Genomic DNA, 15,708 nt, shown 5'->3' with positions numbered 1-15,708 from the left:
TCTACCATGTTGGCCGGTGCCTGGCTCCCGGCGATGGCTGCCGGGGAGTGGGACGGTCCGACGAGCGGTCCAGCCGGAGCTCCTGGCAAGTCGATCGTTGTCGTCGCGGCGGACATGAAAAACGGCGGTATTCTTGGCGTTTCGAACGGCGTTGAGGAAGCTGCCTCCCAAATTGGCTGGAGCATGCGCCTTCTTGATGGTGCAGGGTCGATCCAGGGCCGTACGGCGGCCATCGGCCAGGCTCTTGCTCTTCAACCGGACGGAATCGTCATCAACGGTTTCGATGCGGTCGAGCAGCAGGCAGCCCTTGAGGAAGTGGTTGCGGCAGGCATCCCGATTGTTGCCTGGCACTCCGGGCCGAAGATCGGCTGCGATGCACCGGGCGGTATTTTTGCCAATGTCTCCACCGATGCCATGACCGTATCGGAAGTCGCCGCGAACTGGGCGATTGAAGATGGCGGCAAGGATATCGGCGCCATCATCTTCACCGATTCCACTTATCAGATTGCGATCGACAAGGCTGATCGCATCAAGGAAACGATCGAAGCTGCCGGTGGCACGGTGCTGGAATATGTCGACACGCCGATTGCCGACACATCCAGCCGCATGGGGCCGCTGACGACAAGCCTTCTGCAGAAATACGGTGACAGTTGGACACACGCTCTGGCGATCAACGACCTTTATTTCGACTTCATGGGCCCCGCGCTGGCATCTGCCGGGATTTCCAGTGAAGCCGGCCCTCAGGCTGGTTCGGCCGGCGACGGATCGGAAGCTGCTTTCTTCCGCATCAAGACCGGTGCCTATCAAACGATTACCGTTGCCGAACCGCTCAACCTGCAGGGGTGGCAGCTCGTGGATGAGCTCAATCGGGCGATCCAGGGCGAAGAGTGCTCCGGCTACATCACATCACCGGCCCTGGTAACGCAGGACGGCGTTGAAAGAATGGGCGACAGCACCGCCTTCGATCCGGACATTCCGTATCGCGAAGCCTATTCCGCCATCTGGAACAAATAGGGCTTCGCCAAGCGGGTCGCCTGACGCAGCCGCAGGCGACCTGCTGACTGAAACGACGTTTGCCAAAGAAGTCTTTAGCGCGGCATGACCGCGACCGGGAGAAGTGTAGCCACGCCAGGGTGTCGGGAGGGACAACATGCAAATTTGGATCATGGCCGCCGCGGCATTGCTGGTAACCGTTTCATCGGCGCAGGCGGATGACGTCAGAGATCGCCAGGCGGCAATGGACAAGCTGAAGGCTGTCTATCAACCGCTTCTTCAGGACTGTGCGGCCTGACACAAGCTTTACCGGATCAAAGACAACTAAGCGTTATCGGCCGCCACGAAGCTCTGGCCGGCGCAAATCGGGAGGAAACTGGAGATGTCCGACGGATCATTCGTCCAGATGCGAAACATAACCAAGCGTTTTGGAGGGGTCACCGCCCTTCAAGGTGTCAATCTCGACGCATACGAGGGCGAGGTTCTTGCGATCGTTGGAGACAACGGTGCCGGTAAATCGACATTGATCAAAATTCTCACGGGCGTTTATCAGCCGACCGAAGGCGAGATTTTTGTCGGTGGCAAGAAGCTGTTGATGAACAGCCACTCCGATGCGATCGAGGAGGGCATCGATGCGGTCTACCAGACGCTGGCGCTGGCGGATCACCTTGATCCGGCATCGAACATGTTTCTCGGCAATGAACTGACGCGATCCTTCCTTGGGATCACCATGCTGGACAACAAACGGATGCGGTCGGAAACGGAACGTGTGTTGTTCGAGCGCCTGGGCGTTCGGCTTCGCTCGCTTGATGTTCCGACATCGAGCCTGTCGGGGGGCCAGCGGCAGGCTGTGGCCATCGCGCGAGCGGTCTATCACGAGGGCCTTCGGGTCCTCGTGATGGATGAGCCGACAGCGGCGCTCGGGCCGCAGGAAACGGCGCGGACGCTCAAGCTTATCAAGGCGCTCAAGGCACAAGGTCTGGCAGTCATTCTCATATCTCACTCGCTCGATGATGTTTTTGAAGTCGCCGACCGGGTTCATGTGCAACGGCGCGGCAGATGTGCCGGTGTCGTGCACGTTTCGCAAAGCTCACAGCAGGACGTTCTCGCCCTGATCGTGGGTGCGGAAGAAGCGGCTTAGGGAGACAAAAATGGCAACGGCAACTCAGTCAAACGGGCCGACGAAACTTTCTGAACGGATTGAACCTTTCCTGGCAATCGTCGGACCTATGGTGATGATCCTGGCCATTCTGCTGTTCATGGGAATTGCAGAACCGGCACGGTATTTCCGCCTATCGAACCTCAATCTCATTCTGCTGGATGCAGCACTCTACATGCCAATGGCAATGGCGATGACCTTTGTCATTACCCAGCGCGGCATTGATCTGTCGATCGGATCCGTCGCTGCGCTGACATCCATCATCATGGCCTTTCTGATCAAGCAGTACGGCTTCTCGGCACCCGTGGCGATTGCCGTCGCGATTGTGCTGGGTGCTTTGTTCGGTCTGATAAACGGTCTTGTGATCACCAAGTTCAAGGTCCCTGATCTGATCGGCACCCTCGCGATGGATCTCGTCTATCGCGGTTTTGCGCTTGTCATCGCAAAGGGCCTGGTGCTGGCGCGTTTTCCGGAGATCATGACCGAGATCGGCCGCGGGCAGATCCCGGGCTTCATTCCGGTTCCGGTGGTGATCGGTCTGCTGACAATGGCAGTGGGTTACTGGCTGTTGAAGAAGACCTATTTTGGGCGTTACACGGTTGCAATTGGCTCCAATCCCGAAGCAGCCGAAATGACCGGTATCGCGGTCGACCGTTACAAGATCTATGCCTATGTCCTCATGGGCGCGTCGGCCGCGCTGGCCGGGCTGATGCTGACCGGCAAGCTGAACGCAATCCAGGCGACTTCAGCGCCATACTTCAACCTTCACGTCATTGCCGCGGTTGTCGTTGGTGGCACTTCGCTCTTTGGCGGACGTGCATCAATGCTCGGATCGCTTGCCGGTGTGTTGCTGTTGTCCATGATGATCAATGCGCTTGTGACACTGCGGATTGAATTCTTCTGGCAGTCGGTCGCCTCGGGTGTGGTGATCGTCTCTTCAGTCGCGCTTTACACGTGGCTGCAGAAGAAAGATCGCGACGGTGCAAAGGGCTTCCTGGCTGGATTGCAGACACCGGAAAGCGTGCGTCTGCTGCGCCTTTCAGGCGGCCTGATCGCGGCACTCGCTCTACTGCTTCTCATTGGATCTCTGTTTGCTGGCAACACCGTTGCCAGCGGCTGAGTTCCCATACGCGGACTTCATCGAAAGGGAGGAATTTGTGATGAAACTGCTGAAATCGACAATATGCGTACTGCTCCTGACCGGGACCAGCGCCCTGGCACAGGGTAACCTGCCGCTCAAGGAGCTGCCCGGTCATGCCGACAGGGACTACTGGGTTCCTGGCGAAGTGAATGCCGAAGGCAAGCTTGAAGCTCTTCAGGCAGTCGTCGGTGCGGAAGGTGTCCCGTTCTCAGGTACCCAGGACAAGCCGGTCGAAATCGCGCTGATCTACCCGTCAGCCGATACGTCCGACTTCTGGGCACGTAACTACCTGGCCATGACCAAGCGCCTGGACGAGCTTGGGATCAAGTACAACACGACCGAGTTTGCCAGCCGGCAGATCGAGCACTCGTTGCAGTCCACCTATGCGAACCAGGTGCTGCAGGACGGCGACATCTACGACTACGTGATCTTCGGACCGTCGGAACTCGCCATCCAGGCGGACAACATCGATAAGCTTGCTGGAAACGACGACTTCACAACCTATGTGTGGGCGTTTCACACGCCGTTGAAGGATCTGAAAAATCAGCCTGATGTCTGGTTCGACTTCTCATCTGCAGCCGGTGCGCTCACCATGTGCGACTATATGCTTGAGCGGCTCGGCAATGGCGTCACGATGGCCATGAACCGCGGCATTCCGGGGATCACGGACAATCAGCGCTCCGGCGACTTCAAGGACTGCGTCATGGAGAAGGGCGACTGGAAGGTTGCCTACGAGCACTATGGCGAATACCAGCGTGAAGGTGGCTTTGAGGGCACCAGTCTGATCCTTCAGGCCTATCCTGAAGCAACGATCATTCACAATGCCAACACCGCCATGGCGATGGGCAGTGTGGAAGCGCAGATCGCGGTCGGCAAGGAAAAGGAAGTCTTCTCCACTGGCTGGGGCGGTACTGGTCTGGAACTTGACGCAATCCGCCGCGGCGAACTGGATGCCACCCCGATGCGCATGGGCGATGACGTGGGTGCTGCCACGGCAGAAGCCATCAAGGCGGATCTGGAAAGCCGGGCAGACGAACTGCCGCTCGTTTTCCTTGGCCGTATTACTGTCGCCCATGACCAGATGAGCGCCGAAGAACTCGACGCTTTGCAGACAGAGGCTTTCCGCTTCTCCGGCGTTGGTGCTCTGGAGCGGTGATGACCTTGGTGCACGGGCCGGTCGTCCGCCGTTCGACATGCGGGCGGATTGAAAGGCCATAAGTGCAAAAAGAAGCGCTACCGGTATACTCCTCGCCGGTAGCGCGCCTTGCTACAGCATTCCATTGCACAAAGAGGACACTTCATTGGCGAGAGACGGTGCAAAACAGGGACCGGTCACGATGCGCGATGTCGCCAGGGCCGCCGGTGTTTCCCGAATGACCGTATCGCGTGCGCTGCGTAAAGACAGCCCCGTCTCGCTGAAGACCCGTGAACACATATTAAAAGTCGTCCGGGACATGAACTACGTCCCTGATCAGATGGCCGGCAGTTTGACAACCCGAAAGTCCGGCTTTGTCGCAACATTGCTTCCGTCGCTCAACAATCTGCACTTTGCGCTGACTGTTCAATCTCTTACGGAAGAAGTTGAAGAAATTGGTTTGCAGATTCTTCTCGGCCACACGGACTATTCGGCAGCACGAGAGGAGGAAATCCTCGAGACCATGCTGCGACGCCGTCCCGAGGCGATCATCCTTTCATATGATGGACATACCGAGCGCACCATCGAGCTGATGAGGGATGCCAATGTCCCTGTCATCGAGATCTGGGAAAAGCCGAAAAATCCGATTGAACACACAGTCGGCTTTTCAAATTTCGAAGCGGCCCGTCAAATGACGGAGCAACTCATCGGAGCTGGTTATCAGCGGATCGCGTTTCTGGGGGAGGGGCAGGATGACTGGACGCGCGGAGCTGCGAGGCGAAACGGTTACCTTCAGGCGATGCGCGAGGCCGGACTGTCATCCCATCGCATGATCCAGTACGGCATTCCTCCTTTGACGATCGAAGCCGGATCAGCGGCGGCGGGACAAATTCTCAGGGAGTATCCGGATACGGATTGCGTGTTTTGCGTATCCGACATCGCAGCCTTCGGCGTTCAGAGCCGCCTGATCTCAGAAGGTTACAAGGTTCCCGGCAACATTGCCGTTGCCGGTTTCGGTAACTTTGAGGTCTCGCGTTTCGCGGTGCCGAAGCTTTCCACTGTTGTCGTTGATCCGGTCCGCATCGGAAGTGAGACCGGTAAGCTTCTGAAAAAGCTGCTACTTCCCGATCAGCCTCGTGATGTTCCCGCGCAGCACATTCTCGTTCCCGCCGAGGTGGAATTCCGCGAAAGCACCTGATCCTCGAGCGGGCTGCCTATTTCAAATGAAAATTTAACAAAAAATCCCTTGTTACCGATAACATATGTGATATTGTGACCGGTAACAAATAGGAAATGTGACCGGTCACATCAGCGCTTGCACCGCCATTCGGTGCCCCGGGAGGAAAAATGCCGCGCATCAGACTTGAAAACCTCGTGAAGCGATACGGGAACTTCGAGGTGCTTCACGGCATCAATCTGGAGATGGAGGAGAACGAGTTCACTGTACTCGTCGGACCCTCCGGCTGCGGCAAGTCCACCACGTTGCGCATGATTGCCGGGTTGGAATCGGTAAGTGACGGTGAGATCTTTATTGACGAAAAACCGGTGAGCAACCTTGAGCCGAAGGCGCGGGATCTCGCGATGGTGTTTCAGGATTATGCGCTTTACCCGCACATGAATGTCGCCAAAAACATGTCCTTTGCACTTAGGCTCCAGCGCCGCCCGAAGCAGGAAGTCGACGAAAAGGTCGGCAATGTCGCGGAAATGCTCGGCCTGACCAAGTTCCTGCACAGGAAGCCGGGCGAGTTGTCGGGTGGCCAACGGCAGCGGGTCGCGATGGGGCGCGCGCTCACACGCGATGCCGGGACTTTCCTGTTTGACGAACCTCTTTCCAACCTCGACGCCAAGCTAAGAGGGCAGATGCGTGCAGAGCTCGCGCTGATGCGCCAGAAGGTTCAAAAGAACATGATCTATGTCACCCACGACCAGATCGAGGCGATGACGCTTGGCGATCGGATTGTGGTCATGCACGGTGGCTACATTCAGCAGCAAGGAACGCCTGAGGAGCTGTTCAAGCGACCTGCCAACAAGTTTGTGGCGGGATTTCTCGGGTCGCCGCCGATGAATTTTCTGGAGGCCGAAGTCCAGGACCTTTCAGGCCGCTCGTTCGTGAACGGCAAAGGGTTCGAACTGGTGCTGCCGGACGAAAAGGCGGCCGCTGTGGCGTCGTCATCTTCAAAAAACGTGACACTCGGCATCCGGCCGTCGGACCTGCACTACAGCCCCGACGCTCCGGATCACGAATCCATCGACCTGCAGGTGATTGTCTCTGAGTACATCGGCGCGCAGTCGGTGCTCTTGTGTGACTGCGGCGGCCAGAAAGTCGAGGTCGAGCTGAAGTCCGAAACGCCCATTGCCCTGGGCGAAACACTGAGATTTGCGGTCAATCGGGAGGGCATTCACATGTTTGACCGCGAAACAGAGGTTGCCATCAGGTGATCTGAACCTTGCTTTTTCAGGGAGGAATGAATGCTGAAATATCTTAAATCGACTGTTTCTGCCGTTGCCGGGCTCGCGCTCGGGGCAACGGCTGCGCTTGCAAATCCATACGAAGAACACGCAGGCGAGACACTTGTCGTCAATTTCCCGGCCCACCCGCATTTTGATGCGGTCATGAAAGTTCTGCCGGAATTCACAAAGGAAACTGGTATTCGCGTCGAAGTCGACCAGCTTCAGTATCTCAAGATGCGCGAGCGCCAGACGCTTGAACTGACAAAGAACCGCGGCGACTACGATCTGATCGCTTATGTGGTCTTTTCAAAGGCAGACTATGTGTATGCCGACCAGTTGGAAAACCTCGCGCGCTTCTTCATGAACCCGAAGCTGGCGGATCCGAACTACGATGCTGAAGACCTGATCGACGGATACGTCGCCAATATCGGTGTTGCAGGTGGCAAAAAGGGCTATCTGCCGGGACCGACCGGTTCGCTGTTCGGATTGCCCTTCGGCTCGGAAACGTCGATTCTTGGCTACCGGAAAGACATTTTCGATAAGCACGATCTGAAGGTTCCTGAGACTTACGACGAGCTTCTTGAGCTCGCATGTCTTATCCCCGAGCTGGAGCCCGGAATGGGCGGTCTTGCATCGCGCGCGGCCTCCGGTCACCATGCCAGCCATGCGTTCCTTCTGCATCTTGCACCGCTCGGTGGACGCATCTTCGACGATGAGTGGAAGCCGATCGTGAACAACGCGGAAGGTGTACAAGCCGCGGAAGCCCTCAAGAAAATCGTCAACTGCGGCGCGGAAGGTTCCAAGACTTTCGGATTTGCCGAAGCGGGGGCTTCGTTCCTGCAGGGCAATTCTGCCATGTTCCTGGATTCCACCGTTTTCGCCGGACAGGTCAATAATCCCGACAAGTCCAAGGTCGTGGGTCTTGTTGAATGGGCCCCGCATCCGGTTGGTGTCAGGGCCGGTTCCCAAACGGGCGGTTTCGGCATCGGTATTCCGAAGAACGCCCAGAACAAGGACGCTGCATTCCTTCTGATGCAGTGGCTGACGAGCAAGAAAGCGGACAAGCTGATCGCAATGGCAGGTGGTAATCCGTCCCGCTATTCGACACATGCCGACGCGGATGTGAACGAGAAGTTCCCGCATATGTCCACCTTCGGTGAAGCGCTCAAGAATGCTGATCCCGACTGGCGTCCGATCATCCCTGTCTGGGGCAAGATCAATGCCGATCTCGGTACGACCCTTTCGAAGATCATTACCGAAGACGCACCGGTTCAGGAATCTCTCGATGGTGTCGCAGAGCGCACGCAAGCGCTGATGGATGACGCAGGGTACTACACCTGGACCCAGTAAATCCAACGCTGCCCCGCGGCCTTGCCGCGGGGCTCTCAAAAAAATCCTCACTGAAAGTGATCGGCAATGAGCGTTGCGATCAAAGCCAATCGGCTGACCCCATACATGTTCCTGGCGCCGGCAGGGTTAATCCTGATCTTCGCGCTTCTCTATCCGATCGGCTACATGGTCTATGCCAGTTTCCTCGACTGGAGCCCGAGCCAGCGGATTGGACAGGCCGAGTTCATCGGCTTCCGCAATTACGTAAATCTTTGGGGTGATGAAGCCTTTCGCGAGAGCTTCTGGGTGACCATTCGCTTCGCCGCGATCGTCGTGACGCTTGAAATGATCCTGGGTGTCGGTCTGGCGTTGCTCCTGGACCGGAATCTCAAAGGGATGGCGGTGCTTCGGACCGTCTTTATCCTGCCGATGATGATCGCACCGATCGTGGTTGGTCTGATGTGGCGCTACATGTACCACCCGACTGTCGGCATCTTTAACCGCACGCTCAAGAGCCTGGGCTTCGAAGGCATACCTTGGCTGTCCGACAGCACCTGGTCATTCATTGCGATCGTGATTGCCGATGTCTGGCAATGGACTCCCTTCATTTTCATTCTGGCTTTGGCGGCCATGCAGTCGCTGCCGCGTTCCGCCCTGGAAGCTGCTGAAATTGACGGTGCAAGCGAGTGGCAGAAAATTCTGATGATCAAACTGCCACTCATGATGCCTGTTCTGATCGTCACGCTTTTGTTGCGCCTGATCGACGCCTTCAAGGTGCTGGAAGTAATCCTCGTGCTCACCAATGGCGGCCCCGGCCTGTCGACGGAAATTCTCGCGCTCCGGATTTTCCGGACCGCTCAGGAATTCCAGGAGCTCGGGGAAGCGGCTGCCATGTCGAACCTGCTTCTCATGTTGCTGATGGCCCTGACCATCGGAATGTTCTTGTACAACCGCGTTCAGGAAGCCCGTGTCGCACGCCAACGCGCAGCCGCCGAAAAGGACGATGACTGATGTCCGCGCAAACGGAAAAACAGAACCCGGCCTTCTACGCCCTTATCGTTGCGCTGGTCGTAATGAGTGTCGGCCCGATTGCCCTGATGCTGGCAACGTCGTTCAAAACCAATGTCGACGTCTACGACGCTTCGGTACCGGCTTTCTTCTTTTCACCGACGATCAAGAACTACGAGACAGTGCTGTGCAACTTCCTCTGGTATGAACCGGAGCATGTCGACTATTGCGACCCGACCTTCGGGCGGGCGCTCGTCAACTCACTGATCGTTGGCCTGATATCGACCGGACTGACCCTGACGATCGGGTGCATGGCCGCCTATGCGCTGGTCCGGTTCAAGTTCATGGGCCGCGGTGCTGTCTCCATGACAACACTCCTGATGCGAATGGTTCCTCCCGCCGTTCTTCTGGTTCCTGTTTTCGGGATCTGGACGTTTCAGTATGGCCTTGACCAGACCTATACCGGCATCATCCTGATCTATACGGCGATGAACCTGCCTTTCGTGATCTGGATCCTGCAGAGCTTCATTGTACAGGTGCCAATCCAGCTTGAGGAAGCCGCGCGAATGGACGGGGCAAATCCGTTCCAGGTCTTCTTTCTGGTCGTTCTGCCGATCATCCAGCCCGGACTTGCGGCCGCCGCGATCTTCACCTTCCGCATTGCCTGGAACGAATTCCTCCTAGCAAATGCGCTGTCCGGCCGGTCGACGAGAACGGTGCCGGTCACCATCGTGAATTCGATCACGGAGTACGACATCAACTGGGGTGTCATCATGGCGACCGGCATGCTGCTTGCCATTCCTCCAATTCTGTTCACCTTCGTCGCGTCCAAACAGATCATCACCGGCATGACAGCGGGAGCCGTCAAGGGATGATCCTGGAGTGGCTGATATCCCCGATTGATCCGGCCAGATCCCATGATGTCGGCCTTGCCCTTTCCTGGCATGCCCGCTTCATGGTTCTCGGCTGGGGGATACTTGCTCCACTTGCAATCATGATGGCACGCTTTTTCAAGGTCCTGCCGGGACAAGATTGGCCGCGCGAGCTGGACAACAAGATCTGGTGGCGTGTGCACTGGATGTCTCAGACAGTCGTTGTCCTGCTTTCCGTGATCGGTCTGGCACTGATCTGGATGTCATCACAAAACAGCGGTACGGCAACACTGCACCGGCTATTCGGGTATTCGGTGCTTCTCCTAGCCGCGGTTCAGGCTTTTTCCGGAATGTTCCGGGGCACCAAGGGCGGGCCGACCGACCCAGGGGCGAGTGGATCTTTGCGCGGCGATCACTACGACATGACACAGCACCGCCTGGTATTCGAAGCGGTCCACAAAAGTTGCGGATACCTCGCGCTTATTCTCATGATCGGAGCGATCGCAAGTGGCATGTGGACCGCAAATGCGCCAAACTGGATGTGGCTCGGTTTGTCGCTCTGGTGGGTTGCTCTTGCAAGCTTTTCCATACACCTGCAGCGGCAGGGGCGGGCCATGGACACCTATCAGGCCATTTGGGGCCCCGGTCCGGAACACCCGGGAAACCGAATGAGAAAGCAGGGGTGGGGTACGCGACGGCCCGACTTCCCTCAACAGTCATTTGATAAGCAACGGGAAACGTGATGTTTGGCGTTTTGGAAGGAACCGGCTTTGAAGTTATCGAGCCGGAGTTTGAAGCTTGTTTTGTAGGGCATGCCCGGGTTGAGCGTCTGTGGACGGGTGCGCGCTGGTCCGAAGGGCCCGCCTGGTTTCCTGCCGGGCGCTATGTTGTCTGGTCGGATATCCCCAATAACCGCATCATGCGCTGGGACGAAACAGACGGCTCCGTTTCGGAGTTTCGCAGCGGGTCGAACAATGCCAATGGCAATACGGTGGATACCCAGGGTCGTCTCGTTACCTGTGAACACCTGACCCGCCGTGTGACACGAACGGAACATGACGGTTCTGTCTCGGTGATTGCGTCCCATTGGAACGGCAAGAGGCTGAATTCGCCAAACGACGTCGTTGTGAAGTCCGACGGATCCGTCTGGTTCACCGACCCTTCCTACGGCATTTTGATGGACTATGAAGGCGATCGCGCGGAGAGTGAGATAGGAGCCTGCAACGTCTACCGGGCTGATCCGGAAACCGGCAGTGTCGATATGGTCGCGTCCGACTTCTTCAAGCCGAACGGCCTTGCTTTTTCCGCGGACGAAAACTGGCTCTATGTGTCCGACACCGGCATAACGCACGATGAGGATGGCCCGGCCCATATCGAAAAGTTCAAAGTAGGTGCAGATGGAAAATCCCTCGGAGATCGTAGTGTTTTCGCAAGATGCACGGCCGGAATTTTCGACGGTTTCCGCTTTGACCGCGAGGGAAGGATCTGGAGCTCAGCGGCAGATGGCGTTCATTGTATCAATGGCGAAGGCGTTCTGATCGGAAAGGTGCGTATTCCGGAGCTGGTCGGCAACGTCTGTTTCGGTGGCCCGAAACTGAACCGGCTGTTCATTGCCGGAACAAGTTCGCTCTATTCAATCTATCTGAATGTAAATGGGGTCAAATAAGCGTTTACCTCGGTTTTTCGGCCCGCTAGCGTTTGGCCTCTGCGGTCTTCCGGCGCGCATAGAGCGTTCGTTCCCGGTAAAAGATGATCAAACCGGACGCAATGATGATGGACGCTCCAAGTACCGTCCATTCGTCCGGCAACTGGTCAAAGACCAGATAGCTTGAGATTGTCAGGTAAAGGATGAACACATAGCCGAAAGGCATCAGCAGATTGGCCGGCGCGAGGCTCATCGCGTTGGTCAGGAACTGGTGTCCCACCCATCCCAGAATACCCAGTCCGATCAGGACGCCCCACTGAAATCCGGTGGCGGGATTCTGCCATTCAGCGATGGCGAAGGGAACAAGAGCGAAGGTACCAACGAGACCCGTATAGAATTGCATGGTGTCCGGCGCGACAGTTCCTGCGAGCTTTCGGGTCAGGATGGAATAAAGCGCGAAACAGAAGGCGGCGGACAAAGACAGCAGCACGGCAACGTGAAAGTCATCGTCAAACGGCCGGATCGCGATTGCGACGCCGGCAAATCCGAGCGCCACGGCGGACCAGCGGATCAACCCGACGGGTTCTCGCAACAGCGGCCAGGACAGCACACAGATCATGATCGGGGCTGAAAACAGGATGGTCGATGTCAAGGTCAGGGGCAGATAGCGCAGCGAAGCGAAGTTGAAGACGGTGGACGCCGTTAGAAGCGCGCCGCGCAACACGACGAGCCAGATCCTCTCACAGCGGAGTTGCCTGAAATCGAAATCACTGGCGGCAAACAAACCCAGCGAAATCACAAAGTGCCCGAAATAGCGCATGAACGACAATTGCAGGGCGCCCAGTCCAAGGACGCCCAGCCATTTCGAGCCCGTGTCGATACAGGCAAACATCAAATTTGCGATAAGGATCAGAAGGATGCCGACGAACGGCTTGTCCTCCAACGCCCTGGATGCAAAACGCGCCATTGCGATCGGGCTTAGCCCTTGTCGCCGGTTTTGAATTGCTCGGTGAAGAAATCGACTTGCAGAGGCACGAATTCATCGCCCCGGCCGGCCTCGATCGATTTGTCGAGCGCTGTTTTTGCACCGTTCGCCATTATCGATTCCACGCCAAGACTTTCCGCCATATCGGTATAGTAGCCAACGTCCTTTCGTGCATTGCGGATCGAGAAGGCAAGCTTGTTCGGATCGCCGTCAATCGCGTAAGCCTTGACGAAGTCCATCATGCCGGAATGAAGCGGACCGGCGGCCATCACGTCATAGACCTTCTGGCGGTCAACGCCGGACTTGTCCGCCATCGCGAAGGCTTCGGCCATTCCGTTTGCAACGGTCTGCGCGAAGAAGTTGTTGATCAGCTTGACCGTGTGCCCCGTTCCAAGCGCGCCGAGATGGAAGACGTTCTCGCCGAGATCCTTCAGGACAGGCTCAACGCACGCATAGGCATCCGCGTCACCGGAACACATCAGGTTGAGCATGCCTTCCAGAGCGTGAGACGGGGTACGCCCGATCGGGCAATCAAGATAAACCGCATTTGCCGCGGAAACCGCTTCGCCGATTTTTTTCGTTGACGCGGGCAGGGACGTGCCGAAGTCAATCACGATCTTGTCCTGGCTTAGGCCGGCAATAACACCATCATCACCATACATGCGGCTTTCCACGGAGGCCGAGGTATCGACGCATAACATGACGATGTCGCTCGCCAGTGCGACGTCTTTGGCACTTTTCACTTCGCTGGCACCGCGGGAGACCAATGCATCCACCCGTTCCCTGGAGCGGTTTGCAACGATGGTCAGGCCATATCCCTTGTCCAGAAGGCGGTTGCACATCGCCGCGCCCATAAGGCCAATGCCGATAAATCCGATTGTCGGTTTCGTCATGTCTTTGTTCCTCAACTGATAAAGTGTTCAGACAACGTTAGCTTTGGTCTGCGTCGTGGCGACCGGGGTCGGCCTGCCGCTTTGCGCGGCCGCACGAACCGCTTCCACAAGGCGAAGGGCCTCAAGTCCGTCACGGCCGGAAATTTTAGGCTCTGACTCATGTCCTTTGATGAGTTGGGCGAAATGCGTCAGTTGCTCGTGCAGCGGATCAACCTTTGCAACCTGAACCGTATGATCTTTGAGTGGCCGCGACCAGTCTCCCTCGGCGTCTTTTGCATCCGTCCAGATGCGCAGACCGGGAAATTCAAAGCTGCCTGCCGTGCATCCGATACGCCAGGAAGAAACGCCGGTTTCCGCGATTGTTGGATTCTCGCCGCTCGCGCCTTCAAAACTCCACGGTGTCAATGCGGCATCCGTAAGCATCACCGTTGCCATCACACCGCTTGCAAAGCGCATAAGAATGGCGGCGCTGTCTTCGATGAGGCTGCCGCGCGCATGGCTCGACACCATGGCCTGTACTTCCTGAACCGGACCGAACAATCCGACCAGAAGGTCTGCTTCATGGATGAAGTTAATAAGGAGCGGTCCGCCATCCTTGTCACGGCGCCAGGCACCGGCCTCGAAGTAACTGTCCGGTTTGCGCACGGCCCAGATCAGCGACGCAGAGACCGGCGTGCCGAGTGTCTGCGAGCTGATAATCTCCTTTGCCTTGTCGACGGACGGATGGTAGCGGCGATGATGGCCGACCAGAAGCGGGAGCCTGCGCGCTTCGAATGCAGCGACCAGTCTCTCACCATTGTCGACTGTATCTGCGACCGGTTTTTCGACCAAAGTGGACCAATTCCGGTCAAGACACTTCAATCCGGTCGGCAAATGATCTGCATTGGGTGTTGCAACGATGGCGGCTGCGCAGTCCTTTGCCGGGACATCCTCCAGACGTTTCGCAAGACGGCATCCAAGCTCGTCGGCGAGCAGTTGACGCGTCGGGTCCGGATCGACAATCCACGCGATCTCAAAGTCAGGATGCGCAGCGGCATTGCGCGCGTGACGCTGTCCTACGAGACCTGCCCCGATTACGGCAAGACGAATGGGATCAGTCCGGTTGTGCAATGCCCGACTCCAGGGTGCGTCGTTTCGGTCGTGATCGGCTTAGGCGCAATAAGGTGCGTCGTTACCCCAGCGGTGCTGCGGAATATGGTCACTATGCGCCAGGTGGTGACGGGTGTCCTCCCACATTTTGCGCCAGACACGCCAATCCTTAAGTTCTTTTTCGGGATGCTTGCGGGAGCGAGCGACAAATTCTGGAAAGTGACTGCGTCCTGAAGGTTGTCCCGTCACGTGATAACGCAGGTCGAACGACCATCGGTAGCCGTCGCTCTTGTTGGCGAGCGACCCGTGTGGCGTCAACGGGTGGAATATGATCGCACCACCTGCCTTCACCGGGGCCGGAACCGCGTTTTCCTTGGGCAGGAACTTTTCGGCGATGCCAACCTGGGACCTGGAGCAGTGCGGCAGCATCTCGTCATAATTGCCTGAAGCAACCTGGAGACAACCGTTTTCGACGGTTGCGTCGGTGATTGCCAACCATACAGTCACGAAAGTCGTGTCATCTGCCTCCTGTAAGGTGACACCCTGATCCTGATGCCAGTCGGTTGCGATCACATGTGCCCGGCTTTCCGATGCGTCCACGGCGCGCTGTGGCGGTTTGATCCGAACGTGCTGGATCGGGTTGGACGAAATCTCCGGACCGATGAGAGCCTCCACGCAATCCAGAATGTTCTTGTTGGTTGCCATTTGAAAAACCGCGGGCCCGAAATGCATTGGCGTTTCGTCGGTGATGCCGTCATGGGGCAGGCTGATATCGAAGGGCTGGTACCAGTCGAACCCGCCTCGAAAGCAATGGTCCAGCTTTTCCCAGAAGCCCATCTCCGCAGTCGGCTCGGGAACCTTTCCCTCTTTCAGCCACCGATCGTAGAGATCGTTCATCAGGTCGCCGTATTCGTCGCGGACCCTGTTCAGAGCTTTGTCGTCGAGCAAATCCTCCACGACGAGATAACCTTGCTTCTGAAACAGTTCGATGTCGCTTTGCGTCAGCAT

16 protein-coding genes are annotated in these 15,708 nt (G+C 57.1%); 12 read left to right on the top strand and 4 right to left on the bottom strand.

What is annotated here, in order from left to right:
- The first annotated feature begins 6 nt into the window (after positions 1–6).
- The 12 genes from ABVF61_RS04240 to ABVF61_RS04185 all read left to right on the top strand — a co-directional run bounded on the left by ABVF61_RS04240 (position 7) and on the right by ABVF61_RS04185 (position 11,754).
- A complete protein-coding gene (locus tag ABVF61_RS04240) occupies positions 7–1,014 on the top strand; it encodes a substrate-binding domain-containing protein (RefSeq protein ID WP_502949944.1) in 1,008 nt (335 codons plus the stop codon).
- 136 nt (positions 1,015–1,150) lie between these two features.
- Positions 1,151–1,291 (top strand): hypothetical protein, encoded by a 141-nt coding sequence (locus ABVF61_RS04235; RefSeq protein WP_353992284.1) that lies wholly within the window; start codon positions 1,151–1,153, stop codon positions 1,289–1,291.
- A gap of 84 nt (positions 1,292–1,375) precedes the next feature.
- Entirely contained in the window at positions 1,376–2,134 is a 759-nt protein-coding gene (locus ABVF61_RS04230; protein WP_353992283.1) for an ATP-binding cassette domain-containing protein, read from the top strand.
- A 10-nt stretch (positions 2,135–2,144) separates the two neighbouring features.
- Positions 2,145–3,272, top strand: coding sequence for an ABC transporter permease (locus tag ABVF61_RS04225; protein ID WP_353992282.1), 1,128 nt, complete (start codon positions 2,145–2,147; stop codon positions 3,270–3,272).
- Positions 3,273–3,312: 40 nt separating this feature from the next.
- Positions 3,313–4,449, top strand: a complete 1,137-nt coding sequence (locus ABVF61_RS04220) for a substrate-binding domain-containing protein (RefSeq protein ID WP_353992281.1) — start codon at positions 3,313–3,315, stop codon at positions 4,447–4,449.
- 145 nt (positions 4,450–4,594) lie between these two features.
- Positions 4,595–5,626: a LacI family DNA-binding transcriptional regulator gene (locus ABVF61_RS04215; RefSeq protein ID WP_353992280.1), complete on the top strand. Its 1,032-nt coding sequence runs from the start codon at positions 4,595–4,597 to the stop codon at positions 5,624–5,626.
- Positions 5,627–5,775: 149 nt separating this feature from the next.
- The gene (locus ABVF61_RS04210; RefSeq protein WP_353992279.1) at positions 5,776–6,867 is read left to right on the top strand and encodes an ABC transporter ATP-binding protein; all 1,092 of its coding nucleotides are present in this window, start codon (positions 5,776–5,778) and stop codon (positions 6,865–6,867) included.
- A gap of 30 nt (positions 6,868–6,897) precedes the next feature.
- A complete protein-coding gene (locus ABVF61_RS04205) occupies positions 6,898–8,229 on the top strand; it encodes an extracellular solute-binding protein (protein WP_353992278.1) in 1,332 nt (443 codons plus the stop codon).
- Between the two features lie 66 nt (positions 8,230–8,295).
- Positions 8,296–9,219, top strand: a complete 924-nt coding sequence (locus ABVF61_RS04200; RefSeq protein WP_353992277.1) for a carbohydrate ABC transporter permease — start codon at positions 8,296–8,298, stop codon at positions 9,217–9,219.
- On the top strand, positions 9,219–10,091 hold the full coding sequence (locus ABVF61_RS04195) for a carbohydrate ABC transporter permease (protein ID WP_353992276.1): 873 nt from the start codon (positions 9,219–9,221) through the stop codon (positions 10,089–10,091). Before ABVF61_RS04200 ends, ABVF61_RS04195 begins: the two co-directional genes overlap by 1 nt.
- Entirely contained in the window at positions 10,088–10,831 is a 744-nt protein-coding gene (locus ABVF61_RS04190) for a cytochrome b561 domain-containing protein (protein WP_353992275.1), read from the top strand. Before ABVF61_RS04195 ends, ABVF61_RS04190 begins: the two co-directional genes overlap by 4 nt.
- Complete coding sequence (locus ABVF61_RS04185; protein WP_353992274.1) at positions 10,831–11,754, top strand: SMP-30/gluconolactonase/LRE family protein; 924 nt, start codon at positions 10,831–10,833, stop codon at positions 11,752–11,754. The genes ABVF61_RS04190 and ABVF61_RS04185 overlap by 1 nt, the downstream gene beginning before the upstream one ends.
- A 25-nt stretch (positions 11,755–11,779) precedes the next feature.
- Here the strand turns inward: ABVF61_RS04185 and ABVF61_RS04180 are convergent, their stop codons facing one another.
- The 4 genes from ABVF61_RS04180 to ABVF61_RS04165 are packed head-to-tail and all read right to left on the bottom strand — an operon-like array spanning position 11,780 to position 15,708.
- Positions 11,780–12,700 carry a DMT family transporter gene (locus tag ABVF61_RS04180; RefSeq protein ID WP_353992273.1) on the bottom strand — a complete coding sequence of 307 codons (921 nt, stop codon included), beginning with the start codon at positions 12,698–12,700 and terminating at the stop codon, positions 11,780–11,782.
- An 11-nt stretch (positions 12,701–12,711) separates the two neighbouring features.
- A complete protein-coding gene (locus ABVF61_RS04175) occupies positions 12,712–13,611 on the bottom strand; it encodes an NAD(P)-dependent oxidoreductase (RefSeq protein ID WP_353992272.1) in 900 nt (299 codons plus the stop codon).
- A gap of 27 nt (positions 13,612–13,638) precedes the next feature.
- On the bottom strand, positions 13,639–14,721 hold the full coding sequence (locus ABVF61_RS04170) for a Gfo/Idh/MocA family protein (protein WP_353992271.1): 1,083 nt from the start codon (positions 14,719–14,721) through the stop codon (positions 13,639–13,641).
- A 39-nt stretch (positions 14,722–14,760) separates the two neighbouring features.
- Entirely contained in the window at positions 14,761–15,708 is a 948-nt protein-coding gene (locus ABVF61_RS04165) for a phytanoyl-CoA dioxygenase family protein (protein ID WP_353992270.1), read from the bottom strand.

Source organism: Roseibium sp. HPY-6, assembly GCF_040530035.1.
GTDB lineage: Bacteria > Pseudomonadota > Alphaproteobacteria > Rhizobiales > Stappiaceae > Roseibium.
The sequence above is the reverse complement of the archived record's forward strand: the minus strand, read 5'-3'. Positions and strand labels throughout refer to the sequence as shown.

Excerpts from the sequence above, each read along its gene's own strand:
- ABVF61_RS04220 (WP_353992281.1), top strand. The coding sequence starts at position 3,313 with ATGAAACTGCTGAAATCGACAATATGCGTACTGCTCCTGACCGGGACC.
- ABVF61_RS04175 (WP_353992272.1), bottom strand. The coding sequence starts at position 13,611 with ATGACGAAACCGACAATCGGATTTATCGGCATTGGCCTTATGGGCGCG.
- ABVF61_RS04210 (WP_353992279.1), top strand. The coding sequence starts at position 5,776 with ATGCCGCGCATCAGACTTGAAAACCTCGTGAAGCGATACGGGAACTTC.
- ABVF61_RS04240 (WP_502949944.1), top strand. The coding sequence starts at position 7 with ATGTTGGCCGGTGCCTGGCTCCCGGCGATGGCTGCCGGGGAGTGGGAC.
- ABVF61_RS04180 (WP_353992273.1), bottom strand. The coding sequence starts at position 12,700 with ATGGCGCGTTTTGCATCCAGGGCGTTGGAGGACAAGCCGTTCGTCGGC.
- ABVF61_RS04185 (WP_353992274.1), top strand. The coding sequence starts at position 10,831 with ATGTTTGGCGTTTTGGAAGGAACCGGCTTTGAAGTTATCGAGCCGGAG.
- ABVF61_RS04205 (WP_353992278.1), top strand. The coding sequence starts at position 6,898 with ATGCTGAAATATCTTAAATCGACTGTTTCTGCCGTTGCCGGGCTCGCG.
- ABVF61_RS04195 (WP_353992276.1), top strand. The coding sequence starts at position 9,219 with ATGTCCGCGCAAACGGAAAAACAGAACCCGGCCTTCTACGCCCTTATC.
- ABVF61_RS04230 (WP_353992283.1), top strand. The coding sequence starts at position 1,376 with ATGTCCGACGGATCATTCGTCCAGATGCGAAACATAACCAAGCGTTTT.
- ABVF61_RS04200 (WP_353992277.1), top strand. The coding sequence starts at position 8,296 with ATGAGCGTTGCGATCAAAGCCAATCGGCTGACCCCATACATGTTCCTG.
- ABVF61_RS04190 (WP_353992275.1), top strand. The coding sequence starts at position 10,088 with ATGATCCTGGAGTGGCTGATATCCCCGATTGATCCGGCCAGATCCCAT.
- ABVF61_RS04165 (WP_353992270.1), bottom strand. The coding sequence starts at position 15,708 with ATGCTGACGCAAAGCGACATCGAACTGTTTCAGAAGCAAGGTTATCTC.
- ABVF61_RS04235 (WP_353992284.1), top strand. The coding sequence starts at position 1,151 with ATGCAAATTTGGATCATGGCCGCCGCGGCATTGCTGGTAACCGTTTCA.
- ABVF61_RS04225 (WP_353992282.1), top strand. The coding sequence starts at position 2,145 with ATGGCAACGGCAACTCAGTCAAACGGGCCGACGAAACTTTCTGAACGG.